General features: G+C 45.1%; 21 protein-coding genes. 2 read left to right on the top strand and 19 right to left on the bottom strand.

Annotation, left to right across the window (positions count from 1 at the left end; genetic code table 11):
• The first annotated feature begins 29 nt into the window (after positions 1 to 29).
• Positions 30 to 569, top strand: coding sequence for a helix-turn-helix domain-containing protein (locus FKV70_RS21920; protein ID WP_063210505.1), 540 nt, complete (start codon positions 30 to 32; stop codon positions 567 to 569).
• A gap of 111 nt (positions 570 to 680) precedes the next feature.
• Here FKV70_RS21920 and FKV70_RS21925 read toward each other — a convergent pair whose 3' ends face one another.
• The 9 genes from FKV70_RS21925 to FKV70_RS21965 form a co-directional block, all read right to left on the bottom strand.
• Positions 681 to 1685, bottom strand: coding sequence for a stalk domain-containing protein (locus FKV70_RS21925; RefSeq protein WP_142614441.1), 1005 nt, complete (start codon positions 1683 to 1685; stop codon positions 681 to 683).
• A 41-nt stretch (positions 1686 to 1726) separates the two neighbouring features.
• The gene (locus tag FKV70_RS21930) at positions 1727 to 2848 is read right to left on the bottom strand and encodes a phosphodiester glycosidase family protein (protein WP_142614443.1); all 1122 of its coding nucleotides are present in this window, start codon (positions 2846 to 2848) and stop codon (positions 1727 to 1729) included.
• Positions 2849 to 3069: 221 nt separating this feature from the next.
• Positions 3070 to 4536 (bottom strand): potassium/proton antiporter, encoded by a 1467-nt coding sequence (locus FKV70_RS21935; RefSeq protein WP_142614445.1) that lies wholly within the window; start codon positions 4534 to 4536, stop codon positions 3070 to 3072.
• A gap of 198 nt (positions 4537 to 4734) precedes the next feature.
• On the bottom strand, positions 4735 to 6123 hold the full coding sequence (gene fumC, locus FKV70_RS21940) for a class II fumarate hydratase (protein ID WP_142614447.1): 1389 nt from the start codon (positions 6121 to 6123) through the stop codon (positions 4735 to 4737).
• A 172-nt stretch (positions 6124 to 6295) separates the two neighbouring features.
• The gene (locus FKV70_RS21945) at positions 6296 to 7840 is read right to left on the bottom strand and encodes a 2-isopropylmalate synthase (RefSeq protein WP_142614449.1); all 1545 of its coding nucleotides are present in this window, start codon (positions 7838 to 7840) and stop codon (positions 6296 to 6298) included.
• Positions 7841 to 7941: 101 nt separating this feature from the next.
• Positions 7942 to 8652, bottom strand: coding sequence for a FadR/GntR family transcriptional regulator (locus FKV70_RS21950; RefSeq protein ID WP_142614451.1), 711 nt, complete (start codon positions 8650 to 8652; stop codon positions 7942 to 7944).
• Positions 8653 to 8805: 153 nt separating this feature from the next.
• Positions 8806 to 9825: an aldose 1-epimerase gene (locus FKV70_RS21955; RefSeq protein ID WP_142614453.1), complete on the bottom strand. Its 1020-nt coding sequence runs from the start codon at positions 9823 to 9825 to the stop codon at positions 8806 to 8808.
• 139 nt (positions 9826 to 9964) lie between these two features.
• Complete coding sequence (locus FKV70_RS21960; protein ID WP_142614455.1) at positions 9965 to 10768, bottom strand: MBL fold metallo-hydrolase; 804 nt, start codon at positions 10766 to 10768, stop codon at positions 9965 to 9967.
• Positions 10769 to 10894: 126 nt separating this feature from the next.
• Positions 10895 to 11191: a hypothetical protein gene (locus tag FKV70_RS21965; protein WP_142614457.1), complete on the bottom strand. Its 297-nt coding sequence runs from the start codon at positions 11189 to 11191 to the stop codon at positions 10895 to 10897.
• A 163-nt stretch (positions 11192 to 11354) separates the two neighbouring features.
• Here FKV70_RS21965 and FKV70_RS21970 point away from each other — a divergent pair, with 163 nt between their 5' ends.
• Positions 11355 to 12587 carry an aminopeptidase gene (locus FKV70_RS21970; RefSeq protein ID WP_142614459.1) on the top strand — a complete coding sequence of 411 codons (1233 nt, stop codon included), beginning with the start codon at positions 11355 to 11357 and terminating at the stop codon, positions 12585 to 12587.
• 76 nt (positions 12588 to 12663) lie between these two features.
• On the opposite strand, the gene FKV70_RS21975 is transcribed toward FKV70_RS21970, so the two are convergent.
• The 10 genes from FKV70_RS21975 to FKV70_RS22020 form a co-directional block, all read right to left on the bottom strand.
• The gene (locus FKV70_RS21975; RefSeq protein ID WP_142614461.1) at positions 12664 to 13155 is read right to left on the bottom strand and encodes a hypothetical protein; all 492 of its coding nucleotides are present in this window, start codon (positions 13153 to 13155) and stop codon (positions 12664 to 12666) included.
• Positions 13156 to 13307: 152 nt separating this feature from the next.
• Positions 13308 to 14426, bottom strand: a complete 1119-nt coding sequence (locus FKV70_RS21980; RefSeq protein WP_142614463.1) for a glycerol dehydrogenase — start codon at positions 14424 to 14426, stop codon at positions 13308 to 13310.
• Positions 14427 to 14462: 36 nt separating this feature from the next.
• A complete protein-coding gene (gene bioB, locus FKV70_RS21985) occupies positions 14463 to 15482 on the bottom strand; it encodes a biotin synthase BioB (protein ID WP_142614465.1) in 1020 nt (339 codons plus the stop codon).
• Between the two features lie 200 nt (positions 15483 to 15682).
• Positions 15683 to 16984, bottom strand: a complete 1302-nt coding sequence (locus FKV70_RS21990) for a hemolysin family protein (protein ID WP_196771876.1) — start codon at positions 16982 to 16984, stop codon at positions 15683 to 15685.
• A 389-nt stretch (positions 16985 to 17373) separates the two neighbouring features.
• Positions 17374 to 17829: a spore coat protein GerQ gene (gene gerQ / locus FKV70_RS21995; RefSeq protein ID WP_142614467.1), complete on the bottom strand. Its 456-nt coding sequence runs from the start codon at positions 17827 to 17829 to the stop codon at positions 17374 to 17376.
• A 62-nt stretch (positions 17830 to 17891) separates the two neighbouring features.
• Positions 17892 to 18314 (bottom strand): cell wall hydrolase, encoded by a 423-nt coding sequence (locus tag FKV70_RS22000; RefSeq protein ID WP_063210533.1) that lies wholly within the window; start codon positions 18312 to 18314, stop codon positions 17892 to 17894.
• A 118-nt stretch (positions 18315 to 18432) separates the two neighbouring features.
• On the bottom strand, positions 18433 to 19182 hold the full coding sequence (locus FKV70_RS22005; protein WP_142614470.1) for an SDR family NAD(P)-dependent oxidoreductase: 750 nt from the start codon (positions 19180 to 19182) through the stop codon (positions 18433 to 18435).
• A 134-nt stretch (positions 19183 to 19316) separates the two neighbouring features.
• Positions 19317 to 19712 carry a DUF2500 domain-containing protein gene (locus FKV70_RS22010; protein WP_142614471.1) on the bottom strand — a complete coding sequence of 132 codons (396 nt, stop codon included), beginning with the start codon at positions 19710 to 19712 and terminating at the stop codon, positions 19317 to 19319.
• Between the two features lie 188 nt (positions 19713 to 19900).
• Entirely contained in the window at positions 19901 to 20080 is a 180-nt protein-coding gene (locus FKV70_RS22015) for a hypothetical protein (RefSeq protein ID WP_142614473.1), read from the bottom strand.
• 152 nt (positions 20081 to 20232) lie between these two features.
• A complete protein-coding gene (locus tag FKV70_RS22020; RefSeq protein WP_142614475.1) occupies positions 20233 to 21483 on the bottom strand; it encodes a YCF48-related protein in 1251 nt (416 codons plus the stop codon).

Below are 21483 nucleotides of genomic sequence, written 5' to 3' on the forward strand. Positions count from 1 at the left end.
ATTATAATTTTAAAAAGGAGGAATGCTCAATGGGTATAGGGTGCAACATTCGCGCGGCTCGTAAACGTAAAAATTTATCCATCCAGCAAATATGCGAACGAACCGGACTATCTCAAGGGTTTATGAGTCAAGTAGAAAATAATAAAACCTCCCCTTCCATCGCTACATTGGACAGCATCGCTAATGCGCTGAACGTCCCTCTTGCTTTTCTGCTTCTTAAAGAAGAGGAACGGATGCAAGTAATTCGCAAGGATGAGCGCCGTAAAACGTTGTATGGTAAAAACAACCTTCAGGTCGATCATTTGGGTGGTCAGGGGAATGTCAAAATGATGCTGGTGGACATGCCGCCAGGCTCATCTACAGAAGAAGAGCATGCACATGCCGGGGATGAGATTCATTTTATTTTGGAGGGTACGGTATATGTGGAGCAGGGCGAGGATTCAGCTACGCTGGAAGCAGGAGATTCCTTTAGCTGGAGAGCAGCCATCCCCCACTATGCCAAAAACGTAGGAGAAAACAATGCGCGTATTCTGATCGCCGTATTTCTCGAAGCAGATCATGACGTCTAATAAAAGTTTGAGCAGTTTACAAGGTCAAACACTTATTTCATTGCAAAAAGCGTGTACCGAGAAGTTAAATTAACTTCAACGATACACGCTTTTTTGTAGTAGTTGTTCAACTTATTTCATTGTCGATCGAACATCGGTCCTCGATTCCCATGGAAGCTTGAAGGTTTTCATGATCTGCTTGGCATCGGCTCGGAGTCCACTTATCGGATCGCCCGTCGTACCCAGCAGCTCATCTTTTTTATCCATAGTAATACGCCCATAAAAAGTAGTGCTGCTGTCTCCCCATCCTGTAGTATACTCATAGATCAGCGGCTTATTAAGTTTCGGATAAGTTCCCCACTGATCTTTGGCTTTATTGGCCAAAAACAGCTCCAGTGGATCGTATTCCATCGTAAAGGTATTATCAAAAGGAGCTCCCACATACCCTTGATAGGTGACCATCGGAAAATCGTCCTTCACTTCAACCAGACTCAGCACATCCCCGTTCACTGTAAAATACCGTAATGCTTCACCTTGAGGGAACATGTAGACACTAGACAAAAGCTCAGTGTTAGGACGGTGAACTTCTATATAAGGATGAACAGAATGTCTTTCTAGCCGAATGAACGCTTCGCGTGCTGCTACGAGATCCCCCTCATACAATTGTTCTTTTAGTTTACCGTGACTCGGTGGCTCGATCTGAATCTGTGTGTTTGTCTTCTCCAACGTATAACCTAATTCAAGCGACACGTCTCTAAGAGGTACATATACATCTTTACCTACAACCTTAAAGATCAGTTGCTGCTGGTTCTTACGTAATCGCTCTTTAAGTATTAAGGGTGCTGCCCACTTTTGCAGCGTAATCTGCTTTTGTTTAGCGTCCCAATGGTAGCTTGCACCCACAGCTTCAGCGTATGGTTTGAGCGGTACCATCAGCTTACCGTCGATCAATAGCGGTTTGATTTTGTTGTTTAAGGGTTGACCGGCTATAACAATATCGGTTATCTGTGTTGCTTGAGGTGCCGGGGTTGCCTGCTTAGCCGCTTCGGCTTCTCCTTGGTGCGTTGTTGTCAACAATAATGATAACATGAGCAAGGCGACAAACCATCGCTGAAATCCTGTTCGATCTAGCTTCATTATTAGTCTCCGTTCACTGAATAGACTTGTTCCTCCCGGCTTTATCTCTTTTTCGCTGCGTCAATGTTTTCGGGTTTCATCCCTGCCCATATATTCGGGATACTGACGGTCTCTGGATGCTCAAATACGAGAAACGCAGTCGGCAAATATCGCTCTCCGTATTCAGAGGAAGGCTTGTTGACAATGGTGTTGTCCTTGACGAGTACCGTGGATGAACCTCCATCCAGATTAGCACCGATAACCGCTCCATGTTTAAGTAAAATATTTTGCATATCATACAAGTTGGCACCGATGCTGTACCCAGGCTGGCGACCGTCGACGGTTACGAAAATAATTGCCCCGTCTGCTCTCTGCCCCATTGCAGTACGGGGAGCAATTCCCCATCCCTCGCTCGCATTGCGAATCAGACCTTTTCCATTTACGATTAGCCGTGGTTGAAAAGTAACCGCTTCTTGCACATTCATTTTGGACAACTCGGACAACGAATAATGACCGGCTATCATTTTTCCCTGTTTATCAATACCTACGATTTGAACCGAGGCATCTTTACCCATATCGTTGTAGTATATCTGGCCCTGAGAGATGACAACACCAATCGGTTTAAAGCCATTCCCGTTCCAGTTGGGATCAGCGAATCCACCGCCATTTACGCCAGCAACAGCCCCTAGACGCTCGACCATGCTAGATACTCGTTCTCCCCGGCCGACTTTAGCAGGAACGCCAAGTCTAATTTTAGTGGGGTCATGCACAGTCATAACATAGCCATGATAATTGCGTCCCGACACCTCTTCCACTTCTACCAGCGGCGTTTGTTGTACCTTGGTTGGAACCAGATCAGGCAGCTTGATTGTATGTCTGTCCTTCTCCTCCCCCATCTCCTCGAATCGGGCCGAATATTCAGCCACGCGTTTCTTCGCCTCTTCTTCCCCGATAAAATATTTCGCCCAGTGACGATGCTGAGTCGTAATTAGTGTGTCCGCAGCCAAATAGCGCATATCCTTGCCAGATGGGGTTAAAAACAACCATGCGCAACCCCCAACTCCGGCTAAAAGGAGTACAATAAAAAGTCGCAGCATAAAGCGACCAAATCTTCCTTTTCGTTTCTTTTTCTTATTTTTCTGCCTGCGAGTTGCTGCCCGCTGTGGCAAGACTTCCGGTTTCATTCATCATCTCTCCTGTATGGTGTCTTCTATCGTATTTCATCACTATTGCCCATCAAATGATCCGTAATGATAGGCTGCGACATCTAACGACAATATCATAAACTAATTTTGTAGAATGATAGTGTCAATTTTTTAACAGATTCATCCACTCTGAAAAATAAAATAACAAAAAGCCCTTCACATGAAATGTGAAGGACTGCAAAGATAAGAACAAAACTCAATTACGGAGCCGCCTCTGGTTCGAGCAGCATGAACAGTTCTTTCATCTGCTGTCGTTTGAGCTTGGGACTAAGCACGTACAAAGTATCGCCAGGTTCAATTACAGTCGTGCCTCTCGGAGCAATAATTTGCTCATTCCGAATAATAGCTGTGAACAAAATGTCCTCAGGCAGCTGTATATCCTGGATCGCCTTGCCGGCTATCGACATCCCCTTTTGTACCTGAATGTGATTGATTTCCGAAGTGGTTTTTCCCAGAGAAACTAATTCTAGCAGTGAAGGCGACGATGTCTGGTTAGGGTCCATCAAGCCAAGCTTCACTGCTAACCACGAAATCGTGGTACCTTGAATAATCGCAGAAGTGAGCACTACGAAAAATACAACATTAAAAAACACGGGGCCTACATCCATTTCATCAAGTAATGGATAGGTTGCTAGTACAATGGGTACCGCTCCCCGCAGTCCAGCCCAGGATAACAACGTCTTCTCGCGGACAGAGTATCTGGAAAATAGCAAGCTTAGGAACACGCCTATTGGACGAGCCACGAGCATGAGGATGAAGGAGAGCGCCAAGCTTTGCCACGCAATGCCCAGCAATTGATCGGGAAAAACCAATAGCCCAAGCAGGACAAACATCATGATCTGCACCATCCAGGCGAAACCATTGTTAAAATGAATAATGGATCGCTTGTAGGTCAAGTCGGAATTTCCTAATACAATAGCCATGACATACACGGCCAGCAGTCCACTTGCTTCCAATAACGATGCCGCCGCATACGTCAAGACTGCAAAAGCTAATGCCATCACAGGATACAAACCAGATGAATCAAAATTCATTTTATTAATCGCGTATACTCCCAGGCGTCCAAGAACAAAACCAACAACTAAACCAAAACCCATTTCCCATAAAAACAGCAAGATATGTATCCAGATGGATTGTTCAGGGTGATGTATTAGCTCAATCAATGTTACTGTGAGAAATACAGCCATCGGATCATTACTGCCGGATTCCGCTTCGAGCGTTGAGGTAATCCGTTTTTTGATATTTTTACCGCCTAAAACGGAAAATACGGCTGCCGCATCCGTTGATCCGACGATAGCGCCGAACAACATCGATTCCATCCAGCCTACGCCTAAAATAAACTTGGCGCATACGCCGATGACTACAGTCGTAATGATGACCCCTAGCGTTGATAATGACAATGCAGGTCGAATAACTGGCTTAATATCAGTAAACTTTGTCTGCATCCCACCTTCAAACAGAATGACAATGAGCGCGAGAATGCCCACCAGCTGTGTGATAAAGGCATTATCAAAATAAATAAACTGACTGAGCACCATGCCTACGGCAATAAACAAAACAAGCGCAGGCATGCCGAAACGGCTGGAAAATTTGGTAGTCAGCACACCGACCAGCAGCAAGCCGGACAGCAAAAGCACAATCAAATTAATCACGGTTGTCTGTTCCATACGGCTTCTCCTATCTTGAAAATAAATGTTCATTTTTTCGCCTTCTAACTATATACCCTCAAATCACACAGAATACTAATCTTAAGCAAAAAAATTATGGGAAAATTAAAAAATCCAGCTCATGGTCTGTGCTGGATCGGCACTCCACAAGCTGGTTTGTAAATTTTGTAGGTCTTAAGCTACGACCATCGTCATGCTTTATGCTTTAGGATGAATCATATGCGCAGGTACAACATATTGGTCAAACTGCTCTTCCGTCAGCAGTCCACTACGAAGTGCCGCTTCCTTTAGAGACAGTCCTTCTGCATGTGCAAGTTTGGCGATTTTAGCAGCATTTTCATATCCGATATGTGGATTTAATGCTGTCACCAACATCAGTGAATTATTCAAATTGTGCTCAATTTTAGCAAGATCGGGCTCGATGCCAACAGCACAGTTGTCATTAAAAGCAATGATGGAATCGGCCAGCAGATGAACAGATTGCAAAAAATTGTATATGATTACTGGCTTGAAAACATTCAATTCAAAATTGCCTTGACTTGCTGCAAAACCAATAGCCGCGTCATTACCCATGACTTGCGTAACGACCATCGTCAGTGCTTCACTCTGGGTTGGATTCACCTTACCAGGCATAATGGAGCTCCCCGGCTCGTTAGCTGGAATCGTGATTTCCCCCAAACCGCTCCGCGGACCACTCGCCAACCAGCGAACATCATTGGCGATTTTCATCAAATCCGCAGCTAGTGCTTTGATTGCTCCATGTACAGCCACCACTTCATCGTGACTGGTCAGAGCATGGAATTTATTGGGTGCGGAAGTGAACGTTTTGCCAGTGAAGCCGGAAATTTCTGCAGAGGTTCGTGAGCCAAACTCTGGATGAGCATTAATTCCTGTGCCTACTGCTGTTCCGCCAATCGCCAGTTCCTTCATATATTGAACCGTATCGACGATCATTCGCTTGCTTTTATCCAGCATGGCATACCAGCCGCTGATTTCCTGACCCAGTGTAAGTGGTGTCGCATCCTGTAAATGGGTTCGGCCAATTTTGATGATATCCTTGAATTGTTCTGACTTCTGTTGAAAAGTTTCTTTCAGCTTATCAATGGCAGGCAACAAACGGTCCTCAACGGCAATAACACCCGCAACATGAAGCGCTGTAGGAAACGTATCATTGGAGCTTTGCGACATATTCACATCGTCATTCGGATGCAGCTTCGCATCTTTTCCTTGTTCTTGTAACCATTGGCTGCCCAGATGAGCAATCACTTCATTGACATTCATATTGGACTGCGTACCGCTCCCTGTCTGCCATACAACCAATGGGAAATGGTCATCGACGCGTCCAGCTAGAATTTCGTCCGCTGCATAAATAATGGCGTCCTGCTTCTCCTGAGATAGCCTACCCAACTTATAGTTGCTGATCGCCGCACTCTTTTTGAGCACCGCAAACGCCTGAATGACCTCTAACGGCATTTTCTCCGAGCCAATCGGGAAATTTTCCTTACTGCGCTGTGTTTGCGCTCCCCACAAACGGTCTGCCGGTACTTTGATTTCGCCCAACGTATCCTTCTCAATGCGGTAGTTCAACTCATTTCCTCCTCTTGGCCTATGTAATTCAGACAAAATATGGTGATCTTCCTTGCCTATTATACATTAAATTTCAAATGTTATCATATATTTTGCAAGCGCTTTTTTACGATAAGGCCAGAGGAGACAGAAGGAAAATTCAAAAATTCAACTATGAGCTTGATTACTAACCTTAGCTAATCGTGATATTGCTTTTGGCATGAACTTCTTTTCTGCCCAGCAGCTTGTTTAGGGCATCGATATAAGCTTTCGCGCTAGCTTCCAAAATATCTGTACTTGTGCCTCTTCCCAGTGCTGTATATTCACCTTGTCTCAAAATAGCGTGTACCTCCCCCAACGCATCTTTGCCATAGGTCACAGACTGGATGGAGTAATCCTCCAGCTCCACCATTTCACCACTGGCCTTGTCTATCGCATTGAAAATCGCATCAACAGAACCATTCCCCATCGCTACTTCATCAATCGATGTACCATCTTGCTTATTCAACCGTATGGAGGCGACCGGGACCGACTGATTACCATAAGACACCTGAATAGAATTTAATGTGTAAATTTGAGGAGCGGCATTGCGGCTCTCATCCATCAGAACGAGCAAATCTTCATCCAGCACCTGTTTTTTCTTATCCGCCAAGGCTTTAAATTTGCGGAATGCCTCCTGAAGCTGTTCCTCTGACAACATGTCAAAGCCCATGTCCGCCAGCTTTTCCTTAAACGCATGACGTCCTGAATGCTTGCCTAATACCAGTTTACTTGTCTTGAGACCAATCCGCTCAGGGGACACAATCTCATACGTTGTACGCTCCTTTAGCATGCCGTCCTGGTGTATACCGGACTCGTGTGCAAATGCATTGGCCCCAACAATGGCCTTGTTTCCAGGTACCGACATTCCCGTACGTTTGCTTACCAATCGACTGGTGGCATACAGTTCCTCCAAAACCAGACTCGTTTGTGCACCATACAGCTCGGTTCTCGTGTCAAGGGCCAGCGCAACCTCTTCAATTGGTGTATTCCCAGCTCGCTCACCGATGCCGTTGATGGTACCCTCAAATTGATCCACCCCATTACGTATAGCTGCCAGCGTATTAGCTGTTGCCATGCCGAGATCATCGTGACAGTGTGTGCTCAGCTGTATTTTTTCGATACCAGGTACTTGTTGTTTTACAACTCTAAACATTTCTCCAAACTGATCTGGCGAGGCATATCCCACGGTGTCGGGTAAATTGACGACTGTAGCCCCAGCACGAATTGCCATATCTACAACTTCACAAATGAAGTCCAGTTCGGTACGACTGGCATCCTCTGCCGAAAATTCTACCTTGCTAAAATACTTGCGCCCATAACGAATAGCAGCGGCAGCAGTCTCTAATACTTTCGCTTTATCCATTCGCAGCTTGTGCTGGCGATGAATTGGCGAGGTAGCCAGGAACAAATGAAGACAAGCGTCCTCTGCTCCCCGTAGAGCTTCTCTGACTGCATCAATATCCTGCTCTTTCGAGCGTGCAAAACCAACCAGTGTTGCTTGGGTGACCTGTTTGGCAATTTCCTGCATGCTGATGATCTCACCAGGTGAGGTTGCTGGAAAGCCAGTCTCAATCCGATCTACGCCTAATTTCTGAAGCTGAAGAGCGATTTCCACCTTTTCTGTGCTGGTTAAGCTAACCCCTGGTGATTGTTCTCCATCTCTTAACGTTGTGTCCAACACCCATATTTTGCGCATACAGATACCACCTTTGGTTTGATTTTAGGAGATGCTCGTTGATAGAAGGTTTTTACATCATTTTATTCATCTGATCATCTGATGTTTAGAATTAAAAAAAATTAAGAACTTCCCATTTGCTTTTGCAATTCAAGCTTGGTGCCATCCAAATGCTGAATACTATATAGCTCAGCAGCCTTGCCATCCTGATCTAAGATCGCTTCATAAATTTTTTCATGCTGAAGTGTAAAATGATTTTGCATCGCCGGATCCGTGATAAGATTGTTCAGCGCCTTGCGAATAGCCTCGACAAAGCTACGATAGACGTCCGTAAGCACCTTATTGCCTGTAGCTGCTGCAACAGCCAAGTGAAAAGTGATATCCGCATCCAAGTACCCTTTCATATCTCCAGCGGCCAATGTCGCAGCTCGGCGGTCCAGCGCTTCCCGCATTAAGCGTAAATCTTCGTCATTACGACGTAACGCAGCTAATCTGGCAATCTCCAGTTCCAGGACGCTCCGCACTTCATACACCTCAATAATTTCAGCACGACTTAGTCGGTAATCCAATGGTTCTTGAGAAGTCGTCGGTTGGCAGACAAAGGTTCCGTGTCCCTGCTTTTTCTCTAGTAGACCGGCATGCACCAGCACGCTAACCGCCTCCCGAACGGTAGATCGTCCGACTCCAAAAAGCTTCATAAGCTCGGGCTCGGTTGGAATCTTAGTGCCCACGTTCCATTCACCAGCAGCAATTTTTCGTTGCAGCTGCTCAGCTACTTCATCGGCAATTTGCTTGCGTTTGATGGCTTGAAAAGGCACCATTTCGTAATTCATCTGATCATCTCCTGTTTTGTATCATACTATGTCGCATTGCTCTCCTGCAACCTTTTTATCTTTCTTTCCCCATCATTTTTTAAAATGAGGCCATACCATCCGAAAAAGCCTGCACCGTCCATCACGATGCAAGCTTAGTAGGATAAAGAAATATTAAGATTTCGTTTTATTAGGAGTAACACAATACAGACGGCTGGTTGTTTCGAAAATATGCCCCGGCGCCAATGCAATTAACCCGATGTCTTCCGCAGGCAAGTCTGGTCGATTTGGTGCATTAATCATGTTCATTTGCGGTTCAGGACAGATGAATTCCTTGTTCGCTTTGTTATTCCAGATCATCCAATGCTTATAAGCAGTGCCTACATCGTATACAAGGGTAGCACCTGTCTTGCTGTGTGTGAGTTCCATGTAGTTACGCCCATCTTGCGGAGCCGCCGTATAATGATTATCCATAGAGGCAAAATAAGGACTAACTCCTGTTGTCTTCATCAGCTCCTCTTCTGGTGATAACGGTTGGAACTGTCCCGTGGCCAGTAATCGATCTGTTAGCTCGCGCCGTTCACCGATCGTAACCTTAATCTTGTAATCCTCAGGCGAGCTGTCGGGTACAAACGGAACCCGAATGGCTGTGTGAAAGGCAAACAAGTTGGGAATCGGTTGATCTCCTTCGTTATGAATCACATAACGCTGATGCAGGCCAAATTCGTCAATACTGTACGTCAGCTTAATTGTAAAGGTGAAGGGTAGATAACGGAACATAGGATGCCCTTCCCTTACATGCTGATTCATTACCACATAACTACCTTGCTCCCCGGAACCATAGTCCTCAACTTCCCACCGAACGGTGTGCAAAAATCCATGCAAATGGTTATGGGTCGCCTCTTCATTAATTGGCAGCTCATATGTAACCCCATTCCACAGGAATTTTCCGTCCTCATAACGATTCGGAGGGAACAAAAACGGAATTCCGTAGACGGATGGGCTTTGTTTAAAAGCCTCTATGCTCTCAGCATCCGGCTCACGCAGAAAAGAATATCCCGTCTCATTGTCACGAAAAGAAATCAGATTTGCACCGTTTCCTGGCAGGGCAACCGCTTCATATCGCCCAAATTTAAGACGAATCGCCGGTATTCCATAATAAAGATCACCAATTGCAGTATGCTGTTGTGTCATCAAAAGTCCTCCTTGATGAAATGACGATGTTTAATGAAAGCGTTTAGCTTTTGGCTTGACTATACCATGTCCAGCAAAAAAATTCCACGACAATACAAAAAAACGATGCCCCGCAAGGCATCGTCCTTCACACACATGACTACACATAGCGTCCCTGCTTGGGTACTGCCATGTGTTCAAAATCTCTAGCTAGTCGCTCCAACTGATCTGTCAGCTCAGTGCCATGCATGTAATGTCCATGCCCTGTAACTGCAATTGCAGGATTTAAACCGGCCAGCATCTTCACTGACCGCTGTGCAGCTTGCCAATCTGTTGTAAAATACGCAGGCGGCCCGTGGATTTCTTTTTCCTGTAAAAGCACAGCCAGTGCTGATTCCTGCTTTACCGTGATAAAAGCGTCACCGGCGACCATTAAGCGTCTCCGCTCATGAAAAAGCGATACATGGCCAGGCGTATGTCCTGGTGTATGAAGCCACTTCCAACCAGGGGCGCCAGGGACACTGCCATCTTGGGGCAGCGAAGTGATACGATCATCGAGATCTATAGCATCATTGGGGTACAAAAAGGAAATGCCTGACATCAAACCTCCCCCCACACTGGGGTCAGGTTTTTGATAATCTTTCATTCCTGTTAAATAAGGTAATTCCAAAGGGTGTGCGTACACAGGTGTACCCCAATGCTGTACCAACTCAATAACCGACCCTACATGGTCGAAATGACCGTGAGTAAGCACAATAGCAACCGGAGGCCCCGTAAACCGTTCCTCAGCCAGGCGTATAATCGAGTCTGTGAATCCTGCCATCCCCGTATCCACCAGCACCCAGGATCGGCTTCCCGGTTCTCCGATAAAACACACATTTACAAACAGCGTCCGTAAGCTCAGGAGATCGGGAGCAGCCTCTTCATTTGCCGTCATTCCTTCGGTGAACAGATGATTTGCCAAAGCTTCACCCTCCTATTCACATGGAATTTCCTGTTATACTCGACCTTTAGGCTTCCCCCATGTCAGCAGATTATGCGGACACTGCTAAATATAATCCGCTTGTCACGAAAATAGACCATGTTTACATTACTCGGGTAATTTACTCCATGCGGCATCCAGCAAATAGTCGAAAAGATCATCGTTCTCTTCAATCCAGCTATCCATTTGTAGCATCTCTTCCTCCAGGCGTGGCTCTCCCGCAAAATGAAGACTATAATCCCACTCTTTTCCCTTTTTACTGTGGAAGGTAATTTCATAAATAGAGCTCTGTCCGTCCACTCCAAATACTACTTGGCCTAAATATACACCATTCTCATCTCTTGTCATTTGTGCCTGCTGAATATGTACTTCTATCAATTCCTCAGAAGAATTTTGCTCTGTCATTTATTTATCCGCCCTTTCATTTTCACTAAAAAGTACCAAAACTAATTTGTGAACCTTTTCGTTACATTGTACAATATATAAGCTATGTGTGGAATTTGCAAAAAAACTATGCAAGTTACCCTATTCTTATTTGAGGCTTTTTCGTGAAATGGAGGAAAGTTACATGTCAGATTTTCAACAAAAATTGCAGAAATATGCGGAATTAGCTGTTCGTGTGGGCGCTAATGTCCAACCTGGGCAGACACTTATCGTTCATGCGCCAATCTTGTCTGTCGATCTCGTGCGACTAATCGTTAAATCAGCGTATACTGTCGGAGCCAAACTGGTTAAAGTAAAATGGAGTGATGAGACGGTTACCCGATTACAGTATGAACTAGCTCCTGATGAAACATTTAATATTGCTCCCAAATGGTACGCAGCTGAAATGACTGAAGAAGTCGAAAATGGCGCTGCTATCCTTCATGTTCTTGCAGAGAATCCGGATTTGCTTCAAGGGATTCCGTCCAGCAGAATTACGGCTGCCCAGCGCGTGCGATCACATGAGTTGCGGCAATACCGTGAATACCAAATGGCTGACAAGTTCAGCTGGTCTCTGATTGCTTATCCTTCAGCAGAATGGGCAGCTAAAGTATTCCCTGATCTGCCAGCTTCCGAACAAATGGATAAGCTGTGGGAAGCCATTTTTAGCACTGTACGTGTGGATCTGGACAACCCTGTGGAGGCATGGAATGAGCATCTGAAAACCCTCTCCAGCAAAGCTGATATCTTAAACTCCAAACGCTATAAAAAGCTGCATTATCTGGCCCCAGGCACAGACCTCACCATCGAACTTGCAAAAGACCATCTGTGGGTAGCAGCCGAAAGCGTCAACCAACAGGGACATACTTTTGTAGCTAACATGCCTACTGAGGAAGTATTTACAGCTCCACTTAAAACGGGGGTAAACGGTAAAGTCAGCAGCACCAAGCCTCTCAGCTACAGTGGCAATATCATCGACAACTTTTCACTGACCTTTGAAAATGGACGTATTGTCGATGTACAGGCTGAAACCGGCTTGGAGACTCTCCAGCATCTCGTAGAGATGGACGAAGGTTCACATTACCTGGGCGAGGTTGCTCTCGTGCCTCACAAGTCACCGATCTCTGATAAAAATATTTTATTCTACAATACATTGTTTGATGAAAATGCCTCGAACCATCTGGCTATCGGTAATGCTTATGCATTTAACCTTAAAGGTGGTAAGGATATGACTCAAGAGCAGTTGGCTGCCAATGGTCTGAACTCCAGTCTGACTCACGTCGACTTTATGATTGGTTCAGGTGAAATGGACATCAACGGCGTTACTGAGGACAATACTGAGGAACCGATCTTCCGCAAAGGAAATTGGGCGATTTAACATGGCAAAAAGGCTCTCGCCGCTTCATGCGGGAGAGCCTTCTTGCTTGATTCTTTAGGATGTATTAAAACTATTTTTACAACGTACTAATCCAGTAATTCGCTGCAAGTCCAAATACAATTTGGACTACGCTGATGATGAAAAAAACAATAAAGCAGCTTACAACTCTTCGATTAATGGTTTGATGTAAGGATAAAGATGATTTCACATAGAACATACTACCTAATATCCCTAAACACAGACCAAGGACGCCTGCAAATAACCACCCTATAACCAAGCTGACCACGACAAAAGCCCAACTCCAGCCCGGAGTCTTACTTACTGGAACATAAGGTTGGTTGGACCCAAGATATATACCGTCCACAGCTAAATCTGCTTTGTTGCCAATGACTACAACATTCACAGCTTTCTCCTTCAATCTTATTGGAAAATCAATCAAGTTTAAAAATACGTTCTGGCTTTTCACCTTCTGCTCGCTACCATTCACAATAATTTTTCCACCATTAAAGCCACGCTTGTACTCAATCGTATATTGAGTACCTTGATCTTCTACGTTCCATTTTGCCATCGCTAAACTCCTCGCAAATTTTAGGGGAGGCGTAAATATACTCCCGGCATTTCCTAATTATGTACCATGAAAATCATACCATAAGCTGCAAGTTAAATAATGGAAAAAAGCCGCTTATTAGCGGCCTCTGAATCTACTTTATTAGTATGGGGTTAGTTTCTATGACCAATTTTAGCCTTGTAGGCAACGGAATACTGGTCAGCCGCTAAGATTGCATCAAGCACATCATCTGCTGTAACAGCAAATGGTAAATTGTGAGCTGTTTCGCCTTCTTTGGTAGCAGCCTGAGCTACCCGGTACAAATCCTCTCGGGAGGCTTCCTTCAGCTTAATGTCTTCCAGCGTAACAGGCAGATCCAGTTTTAAGTAAAAATCAATATACCGCTCCACTTCAGTTAAAGGTCTCTTTTCCAACGCAAGCTGTACTAAGGTGCCAAAGGCTACTTTTTGCCCATGTGTCAGGTGATGAATATCTCCCTCCAGCACGGTAAAACCGTTGTGAATGGCATGTGCGCCTGCCAAGCCCCCGCTTTCAAAGCCCAGACCGCTTAGTAGCGTATTGGCTTCCACCACCGCTTCAAGCGCCGGTGTAACGACTTTGCGTTTCACAGATTCATAAGCTTGTAGTCCGTAATCGAAAAGAACTTCCTCGCACTTGGACGCAATGGCTTCTGCCGCCAGGGTTGGCAAGCCGCCTGCCATAGTTGTAGCACGTGCTTCAATGACTGCGCGAGCTTCAACCCACGTTGCCATGGCATCCGCAATGCCTGAGGAGAGGAACAAAGGCGGCGCTTGAGATATGACTTTCGTATCGACCAAGATTAAGCTCGGATTTTTACTGAAAAAGGAATACGTATCAAATGCACCCTCATCGGTGTACAAAACAGAAAGGGCACTGGTGGGTGCATCTGTAGAAGCGGTCGTTGGAACAATCACAACCGAGGAACCCAGTAATTCATTAACGGCTTTGGCGGTATCCAGCGTTTTACCACCACCTACACCAATGACAATATCGACCTTGTTGCTTCGCCCCTCATCAGCAATACGGTTCACTTCATTTTTGGATGCTTCCCCTTGAAATTCAACCTTTATCGTAGTAATATCGGCCTGTTCCAGACTTTTGACTACCCGATCGGCTGCGATCTCCCAAACCAGTTTGTCCGCAATAACCAAGGCCGTATGACCTAAAGGCTTAACATATTGACCTGTTTTATCAATCACATTTTTCCCTTGCACATATTTACCCGGACTAATAAATACTTTTTCGCTCATCGTTCAACTCTCCCTTCCAAGTTTATACCATCTCTATTATACGGCTGAAAGGGCACACATCTCAATTTCAAAGCCAAGATCTTCTATCATTTGATGATCAGCGGTAATTTCTTGGCCTTCTGTCGTTAAATAATCTCCTACAAAGATCGAATTTGCTGCATACAGAGATAGTGGTTGTAATGAGCGTAAATTCAATTCCCGTCCACCTGCGACGCGTATTTCCTTGGATGGACAGATGAACCGAAACAGTGCTAACACCTTCAAAGCTTGGATCGGCGAGACCCGCTGTGCTTCTTCCAAAGGAGTTCCGGGGATTGGATTCAGGAAATTAATCGGAATTGAGTCGGCATCCAATTCTCTTAAGGCATAAGCCATTTGAACGATTTCCTCATTCGTCTCTCCCATACCGATAATCACGCCAGAGCATGGAGACATTCCGTATGATTGAGCCATTTTCACAGTTTCGATGCGTTGGTCATATGTATGTGTGGTCGTAATCGAGGGATAGTTGGCCTTGCTTGTATTTAAATTGTGATTATAACGGTGTACCCCTGCATCTGCCAATCGCTGTGCTTGATCTCCCTTTAGAATCCCCAAGCAAGCGCAAATCTTGAGCGGCATGGTACGAGTAATTTCTTGCACAGCATCAATTACCTGATCCAGTTCTCGATCTGTCGGACCTTTGCCAGAGGCTACAATGCAATATGTCCCTGCTTTTCGTGCTATGGCTTCCCTCGCCCCAGCCAAAAGTGATTCCTTGTCCAGCATACTATACTTGCTGACAGGTGCTGTGGAAACGATGGATTGAGAGCAGTAACCACAATCCTCTGGGCACAGACCACTTTTGGCGTTCATGATCATATTGAGCTTTACTTTTTTTCCATAAAAATGATGCCGCACCTGAAATGCAGCTTGCATAATCGGTAATAATTCCACATCGTCCGCTTCCAGTACAGCCATGCCTTCTTCCAGCGTCAGATTGCTGAAACGGATCGCTTTTTTTGCCAGCAATCCCCAATCTACACCCTTATCTACATCTTGATTGAATAAATTCATGTTTTAGCCTCCCTTAGTTCAATGATCATGTAACCAGTCGAGATTTTCAGCTTAAAGAAACCCACTCCATTGTCAACTTAGTAACATTCTATCAGGTTGACAATAATACGAATATCATATCAATTCATATTCTTAATGTAAAGAAGACAAATTAAAAAGCGACCCCACATGATTGAAGGCCGCTTTCCATAATTTTTCCGTTAAGAGACTCCTGCTTCCTCCACGACGATAGGCTGTTTAATTAGCCGGATACGTGAAATCCGCTTGTTTTCAACTTCTTCTACAATGAACATACATCCTTCAAACACTACAGACTGGCCAGGCTGTGGAGGAATAACCTCAACATGTGAGTATAGCCAGCCTCCTACTGTATCATAATCCTCATGATCTAGATCCAGTCCAAAGCGATCGTTCACTTCATCAATTAATAACATACCGTCAATCGAAAATTCATCGTCATTAATCCGCTCACAACTCGGACGTTCCTGATCGAACTCATCCTGAATTTCACCAACGATTTCTTCCATAATATCTTCCAGCGTTACCATACCCGATGTGCCACCGTATTCATCAATCAAAATTGCAATTTGCGTTTTGCTACGTTGCATGCGTTTGAGCAGATCACTAATTTGCGTTGATTCCGGAACAGCAAGGATCGGTCGAATCATCGTACGAGTATCGAGCGTGTTCGCACGTAGAAGATCTTTAATATGGATAAAGCCGATAATATGGTCCTTATCTTCGGCACAAATTGGATAACGGGTTCTCATGCTTTCCGTTGCAATCGCGAGATTTTCTTCTGTGGACTCATTACTGTATAAACAGATCATCTCCGTGCGCGGAATCATGATTTCCCTGGCGGTCGTGTCGGCAAAATCAAATATATTATCAACAAGCGCCAATTCCGTATTATCAATTAGTCCGCTCTTATTGCTTTCTTTCATCAGAATGCGTATTTCATCCCCTGTATGCGCGGAATCGTCGTATTCGGATACCGGCTCCAGACGGAATAAACGCAGCAGGCTGTTCGCCATTCCATTCAACGCCCATATGAATGGATACATCAACTTGTAAAACCAAGTCATCAGCATGGCTGAATACAGCGTAATAGTTTCAGCTTTACGAATAGCTATCGTTTTGGGTGCCAATTCACCCAACACAATATGCAAAATCGTAATGACAATAAATGCAATGACCACGGCAGTACCGTGCACATATACTGCTCCCAAGCCAGCGGCTGTAAATACAGGTTCAATCAAATGTGCGATGGCCGGCTCTCCGATCCATCCCAGTCCTAATGATGCTAGGGTAATGCCCAATTGGCAGGCAGACAAATAAGCGTCCAAATTGTGTATCATATTGGCGGCATATACGGCCTTTTTATTGCCCGCCTCCACCAAGGTTTCTATACGGCTGCCTCTGACCTTCACCATGGCAAATTCCGCAGATACAAAAAAACCATTTAATAATACTAATGCAAAAACAATAAATAAGTTAAACATACTCGGTAAAGGGTCACTCAATATGCTCCCCATCAGCCGTCATTACGGCAGACAGGCGCACCTCCTTCGGATAGTTTCATCATAGACAGAACGATAACACATCATAAGCAGCGTCAACTTCCCAACACATTCACCCCTTCCGGCTTCCCTAAGCCATATTCCGCATAAATGATTCAATCATTCATCAGCTTATATTTAATTATATAACTATACTCTATACAGTCAAACCACAAGCCATGTCAGAAAAATCAACTCCTCTATCATTTAGGTCGGAAAGCTCTCGTTTTCGCCTCTTACCACCAAGAAAGCAACTATATTTGAGAAAGAATATAAACAAAATACATCCCCTGCCGTCTGGCAGAGGATGTAGACTCATATATATGAAGGCATCAGCGAACCGGGGATGATCCCGGGTTCCCGATGACGCCGGGATATTGGTACAATAATGGCTCATCAAAAGTTGCATAATCCAGGTTTAACATCAGTAAAATAGTCCGTTTGCCTGTTGCCGGATCACTAATAATAATGTGATCCCGACCAGCTGCTTCTAGAATACCCTTGAATATTTTCGCATTCCATTCACGGTTATTTTCATAGGTCATATAAAAAGTTCCCGTTTTGCCCAAGTTCAAGCGCAAAATATTCTCGATGTATGATTGCTCGTATTGCGGAGTCTGAACCTGCACTACCGTACCCGTTGGTGTCATAGGACTCCCACTGCTTACTGAAGGTGGAAAGCCAGTCATAGGCTGCATGGTTTGGACTGGAGCCATCCCTCTTGGCCATTCGGGATATCCATTGCCGGAAGCATAGGGTACGGGACGGTAAGCTTGCTGTGAAATCATGTAAATTCCTCCTAAAATGGTTTTAATTTAATTTTAAATTTTCGAGCCATTCTGAAAGGTGCCTAATATACATTAGGGCAGTCCTCTTCAGTCGGGCTAAAAAAGCAGTGGGCTTTAAAGCGACCGGTATTGGTCTGGTTATACCAGGTATCCGGACATTCTCCAGCCGGTCTGAAAAACCACAATGCATTGGATGCCGGACGTATTTTTTCACCATTGATTACACGCTGGGCAAGTCGAACGTCCCGATCACGAGCTCTCTGATAAAAATACCCCTTCTGAGTAGCTTCAAAACCTCCGGGACTTTGAAACACCATGTCATTCATGAGGCGTATCCCTTGGAAATCCAGGCAATTGGCTAAAATTCGGTTCACACCGACATTGCCAACCATGAGCATCCCCATCTCGCCTTCACCTTCAGCCTCAGCCCGCATCAGCCGGGCAAGGGTCCTTACATCTTCTGTGCTGGTCTTGATTACAGCCACCGCGTCACCTCCTTGCTTCTCAATCACATACCCTATCCTATGGTACAAATGCCCAATAAGTGACAGTCCAAAAAATAAAAAATAGCCCCAACACTGGGACTACTCTTTTAGGCTTTGATCAAGGCTCATAAATCATCTTACGCATCATGCCACCATCAACCACTAGATTCGTGCCTGTTACAAAATCATTGCCGGGTTGTGTCAAATATAGACAGGCTCGCGCAATGTCTTTAGGGGTTCCTACTCGCCCTGCTGGATGCTGTTGATGGTCTTCCGCACGCAATTGCTCGTAACTCCCCGTTTCAATCCATCCTGGACTGATACAATTGACCCGAATCCGATCTTTTCCTAGCGATATGGCCATCGCATGTGTTAGGGCGGCTATGGCTCCTTTGGATGCCGCGTAGGCTTCCGTGTCCGGCTCTGACATGAAAGCTCGTGTAGAGGCCATATTAACCACTGAGCCACCTTCTGTGTTTCGCTTCATTACCTTAGCTGCTTCTCTTGTTGCAATAAAACAGCTGCGTACGTTTGTATTCAGAATGTCGTCCCATTCTACTACAGTTAGCTCATATGGAGATTTCCATCTGGACACGCCTGCATTGTTAATCAACGTATGAATCGTACCGTATTCTTCTTCTGTGGCACGGATTAGCGCTACAAGATCTTCTTCCTTGCGCACATCACAAGGAATAAAAATGGCCTGATGGCCTTCGTTCCGGGCTGCAGCTGCAGCTGCGGCGCCTTCTTCCTCATTGTGGTCAGCAAACACGACTCTGGCCCCCTGAGCAGCGTAGGCAAAAGCGACCTCTTTACCGATGCCATGCGCTGCTCCTGTTACTATAACAACTTGTCCTTCAAATGACACGACTCATTCCTCCTCTGCACTACTCTGTTTTAGTATATATGTACCAAAATATGCCGTACAAGAAACATGCACAGCCCCCTACCCTGGTTCCTCGCAGAAGGCTGTTAAATGACCATGAACATTTTGACTGAATTCTACATTTTTACCTGCTCCAAACTATAGCGATTAAGACGCTGAAACCCGATATACCTTGTACCTTGAAAAGTAAGCCGTCCCTCATCCCCTTCAGCACATTGACCGTATTCTTCCCCAGATACCTTGAACTCCATTCTGTCGCCACTCTCCACCTCAAAGGTTACATAATAAAAGGTATACGTTCGAGTCCCTTGTTCCTCCTGGCGCCTTTGCTGGAGATGTGTCCTTCTGGCCGTAATTCGGGAACCCACCGTCAATACAGGCTGTCGTTTGTTCCTGCTCCATTCCATGACTTCCCTGCTCGCAGACAACACGACAATACCCAACACAACTACGAAAAATACGGGCAATACCGTACCCAGCCAATCGAACATCCATAATGACTCAAATCCCATGCACCGCACTCCTCTCCGCCAGGCATTCCACAGAGAAACCACCGGGCATCCTGACCTACCTTTAGCCTTCGGTAACAGTATATGTATGTTACCGCCCAAATTTGATAGCAACCCTTAAGAACGCCAAGAGCCTCCACGGAATAATCCGGGAGGCTCAAGATATGGCGATATCAGAATAGCTCATCGATTTACACATGTACAAGTTGGAGATAACGTTGTGTTTCATCCAGAACTTCATATTCTTCTTCGGCGTAACGCTCTGCGCAATGCTTGCAGTCCTCTTCAGTCGTGCAACCGTAGGCATCCTGACAAGTGTAACAAAATTGAAGGTAGTATTGGGTTAACATATGATCCTGATTCGCTCTCATGATTATCACTCCTATCGTTGTTTACAGGTTTAGTATAACAGTGGCTCATTTGTTGGTTTGTGATTTTTTTCACATATTATCATATAAAATTTAAATTTTTTTAAAAATAAAACGCCCTAGGGTATTTCCCAGGGCAATTACGTTTTTCGTGATTATAAAATTTTCCAGTTTACACCGCCGTCTGTTGTTTTTAAAAGCAGTGATTTCTTGTCGTCGAGTCGTTCCAAAAGCAGCCAACCTACCGATGAAGAAGCAAAACGCAGCTTGACTGATCGCGGATAGTCTTTTAGCTTCGAAGGCAGCACCTTATTGCCTTTGAGACTGATCCACGTCTTCCCTCCATCCATTGTACGGCTCATTCCGTTATCGGTTAGGACCCATCCTTCCTTACCACTTAGAAAGGTACGCCCAGGAGTTATAGAACTACTATTACTACTCAGACCTAAAGACACATCGTTCCATTGTGTTCCTGTATTATTCGTAAACAGTCCACTATATTTTACACCTTTATCCCCATAGCAGAGAACCGGAATCCAAAATGAGGAACTGTTGCCTTCAAGAGACTGCTGAGCTTCTGCCTTGGCCTGAGGGCAACCCTGCATGCGGTTAGCAACTGGAGTCCACGTTTTCCCTTGATTCGTAGTTTTATACAACTTCACCTTGCTGTCCATATTGATCGCCACAAAACCCTGATTGTCGGGAGAAAAGCTCATCCCTGCCATACTGCCTTGATCGGGTAAACCTGAGCCTGATTTGTTGGATGTCATACCAGAGCTCTGCGCAACTTTATTCCACGTAGCTCCTCCGTCCGTGGTGTGATACAGCATTTTTTGTTCATAATGCTCATTCAATTTGGTATAAGCCATGATCCAGCCTGTGGTAGGATTTACATATTGTATCGAGCTTACATGGGCTCCGCTAGGTAGTGCTGATACATCCCAGCTCTGCCCTCCATCCGCTGTTCTTAGAATGACCGTTGCAGTTTGGTCCAGATTTTGACGGACGACCCAACCGTGACGGGAATCTGTGAAACTGATATCCTTGCCATATTCAAGCTTATCTTGAAATTGGACGTTTTCGGAGGGGGAAATATTATTCCACGTTTTCCCACCATCATGAGTATCATAAAGCCGAAGCTCATTACGGGTAACTCCCCAAACCAACCCTTTATTGTTATCGATTAAATGGAAATCCGCAATTCGTGTCTGTACCACATATTTTGCGTTTGGATCCCCTGCCTTTGGGGTTATCGGCGGATTAATAGTTATCGTCTGTCCCTGGTCATCTGGTTCCTCAATCGGAGGTTTAGTTACAGTTTTTGGGGTTTCAGTAGAACAGGCCGTTAGCAAGATGCCCGTCAATAGCACTGCTCCTCCCAAGAGCGCACGCCAGCGCAGTTTCAT

Origin of the sequence: Paenibacillus ottowii (assembly GCF_006874425.1) — a bacterium.
Classification (GTDB): domain Bacteria; phylum Bacillota; class Bacilli; order Paenibacillales; family Paenibacillaceae; genus Paenibacillus; species Paenibacillus ottowii.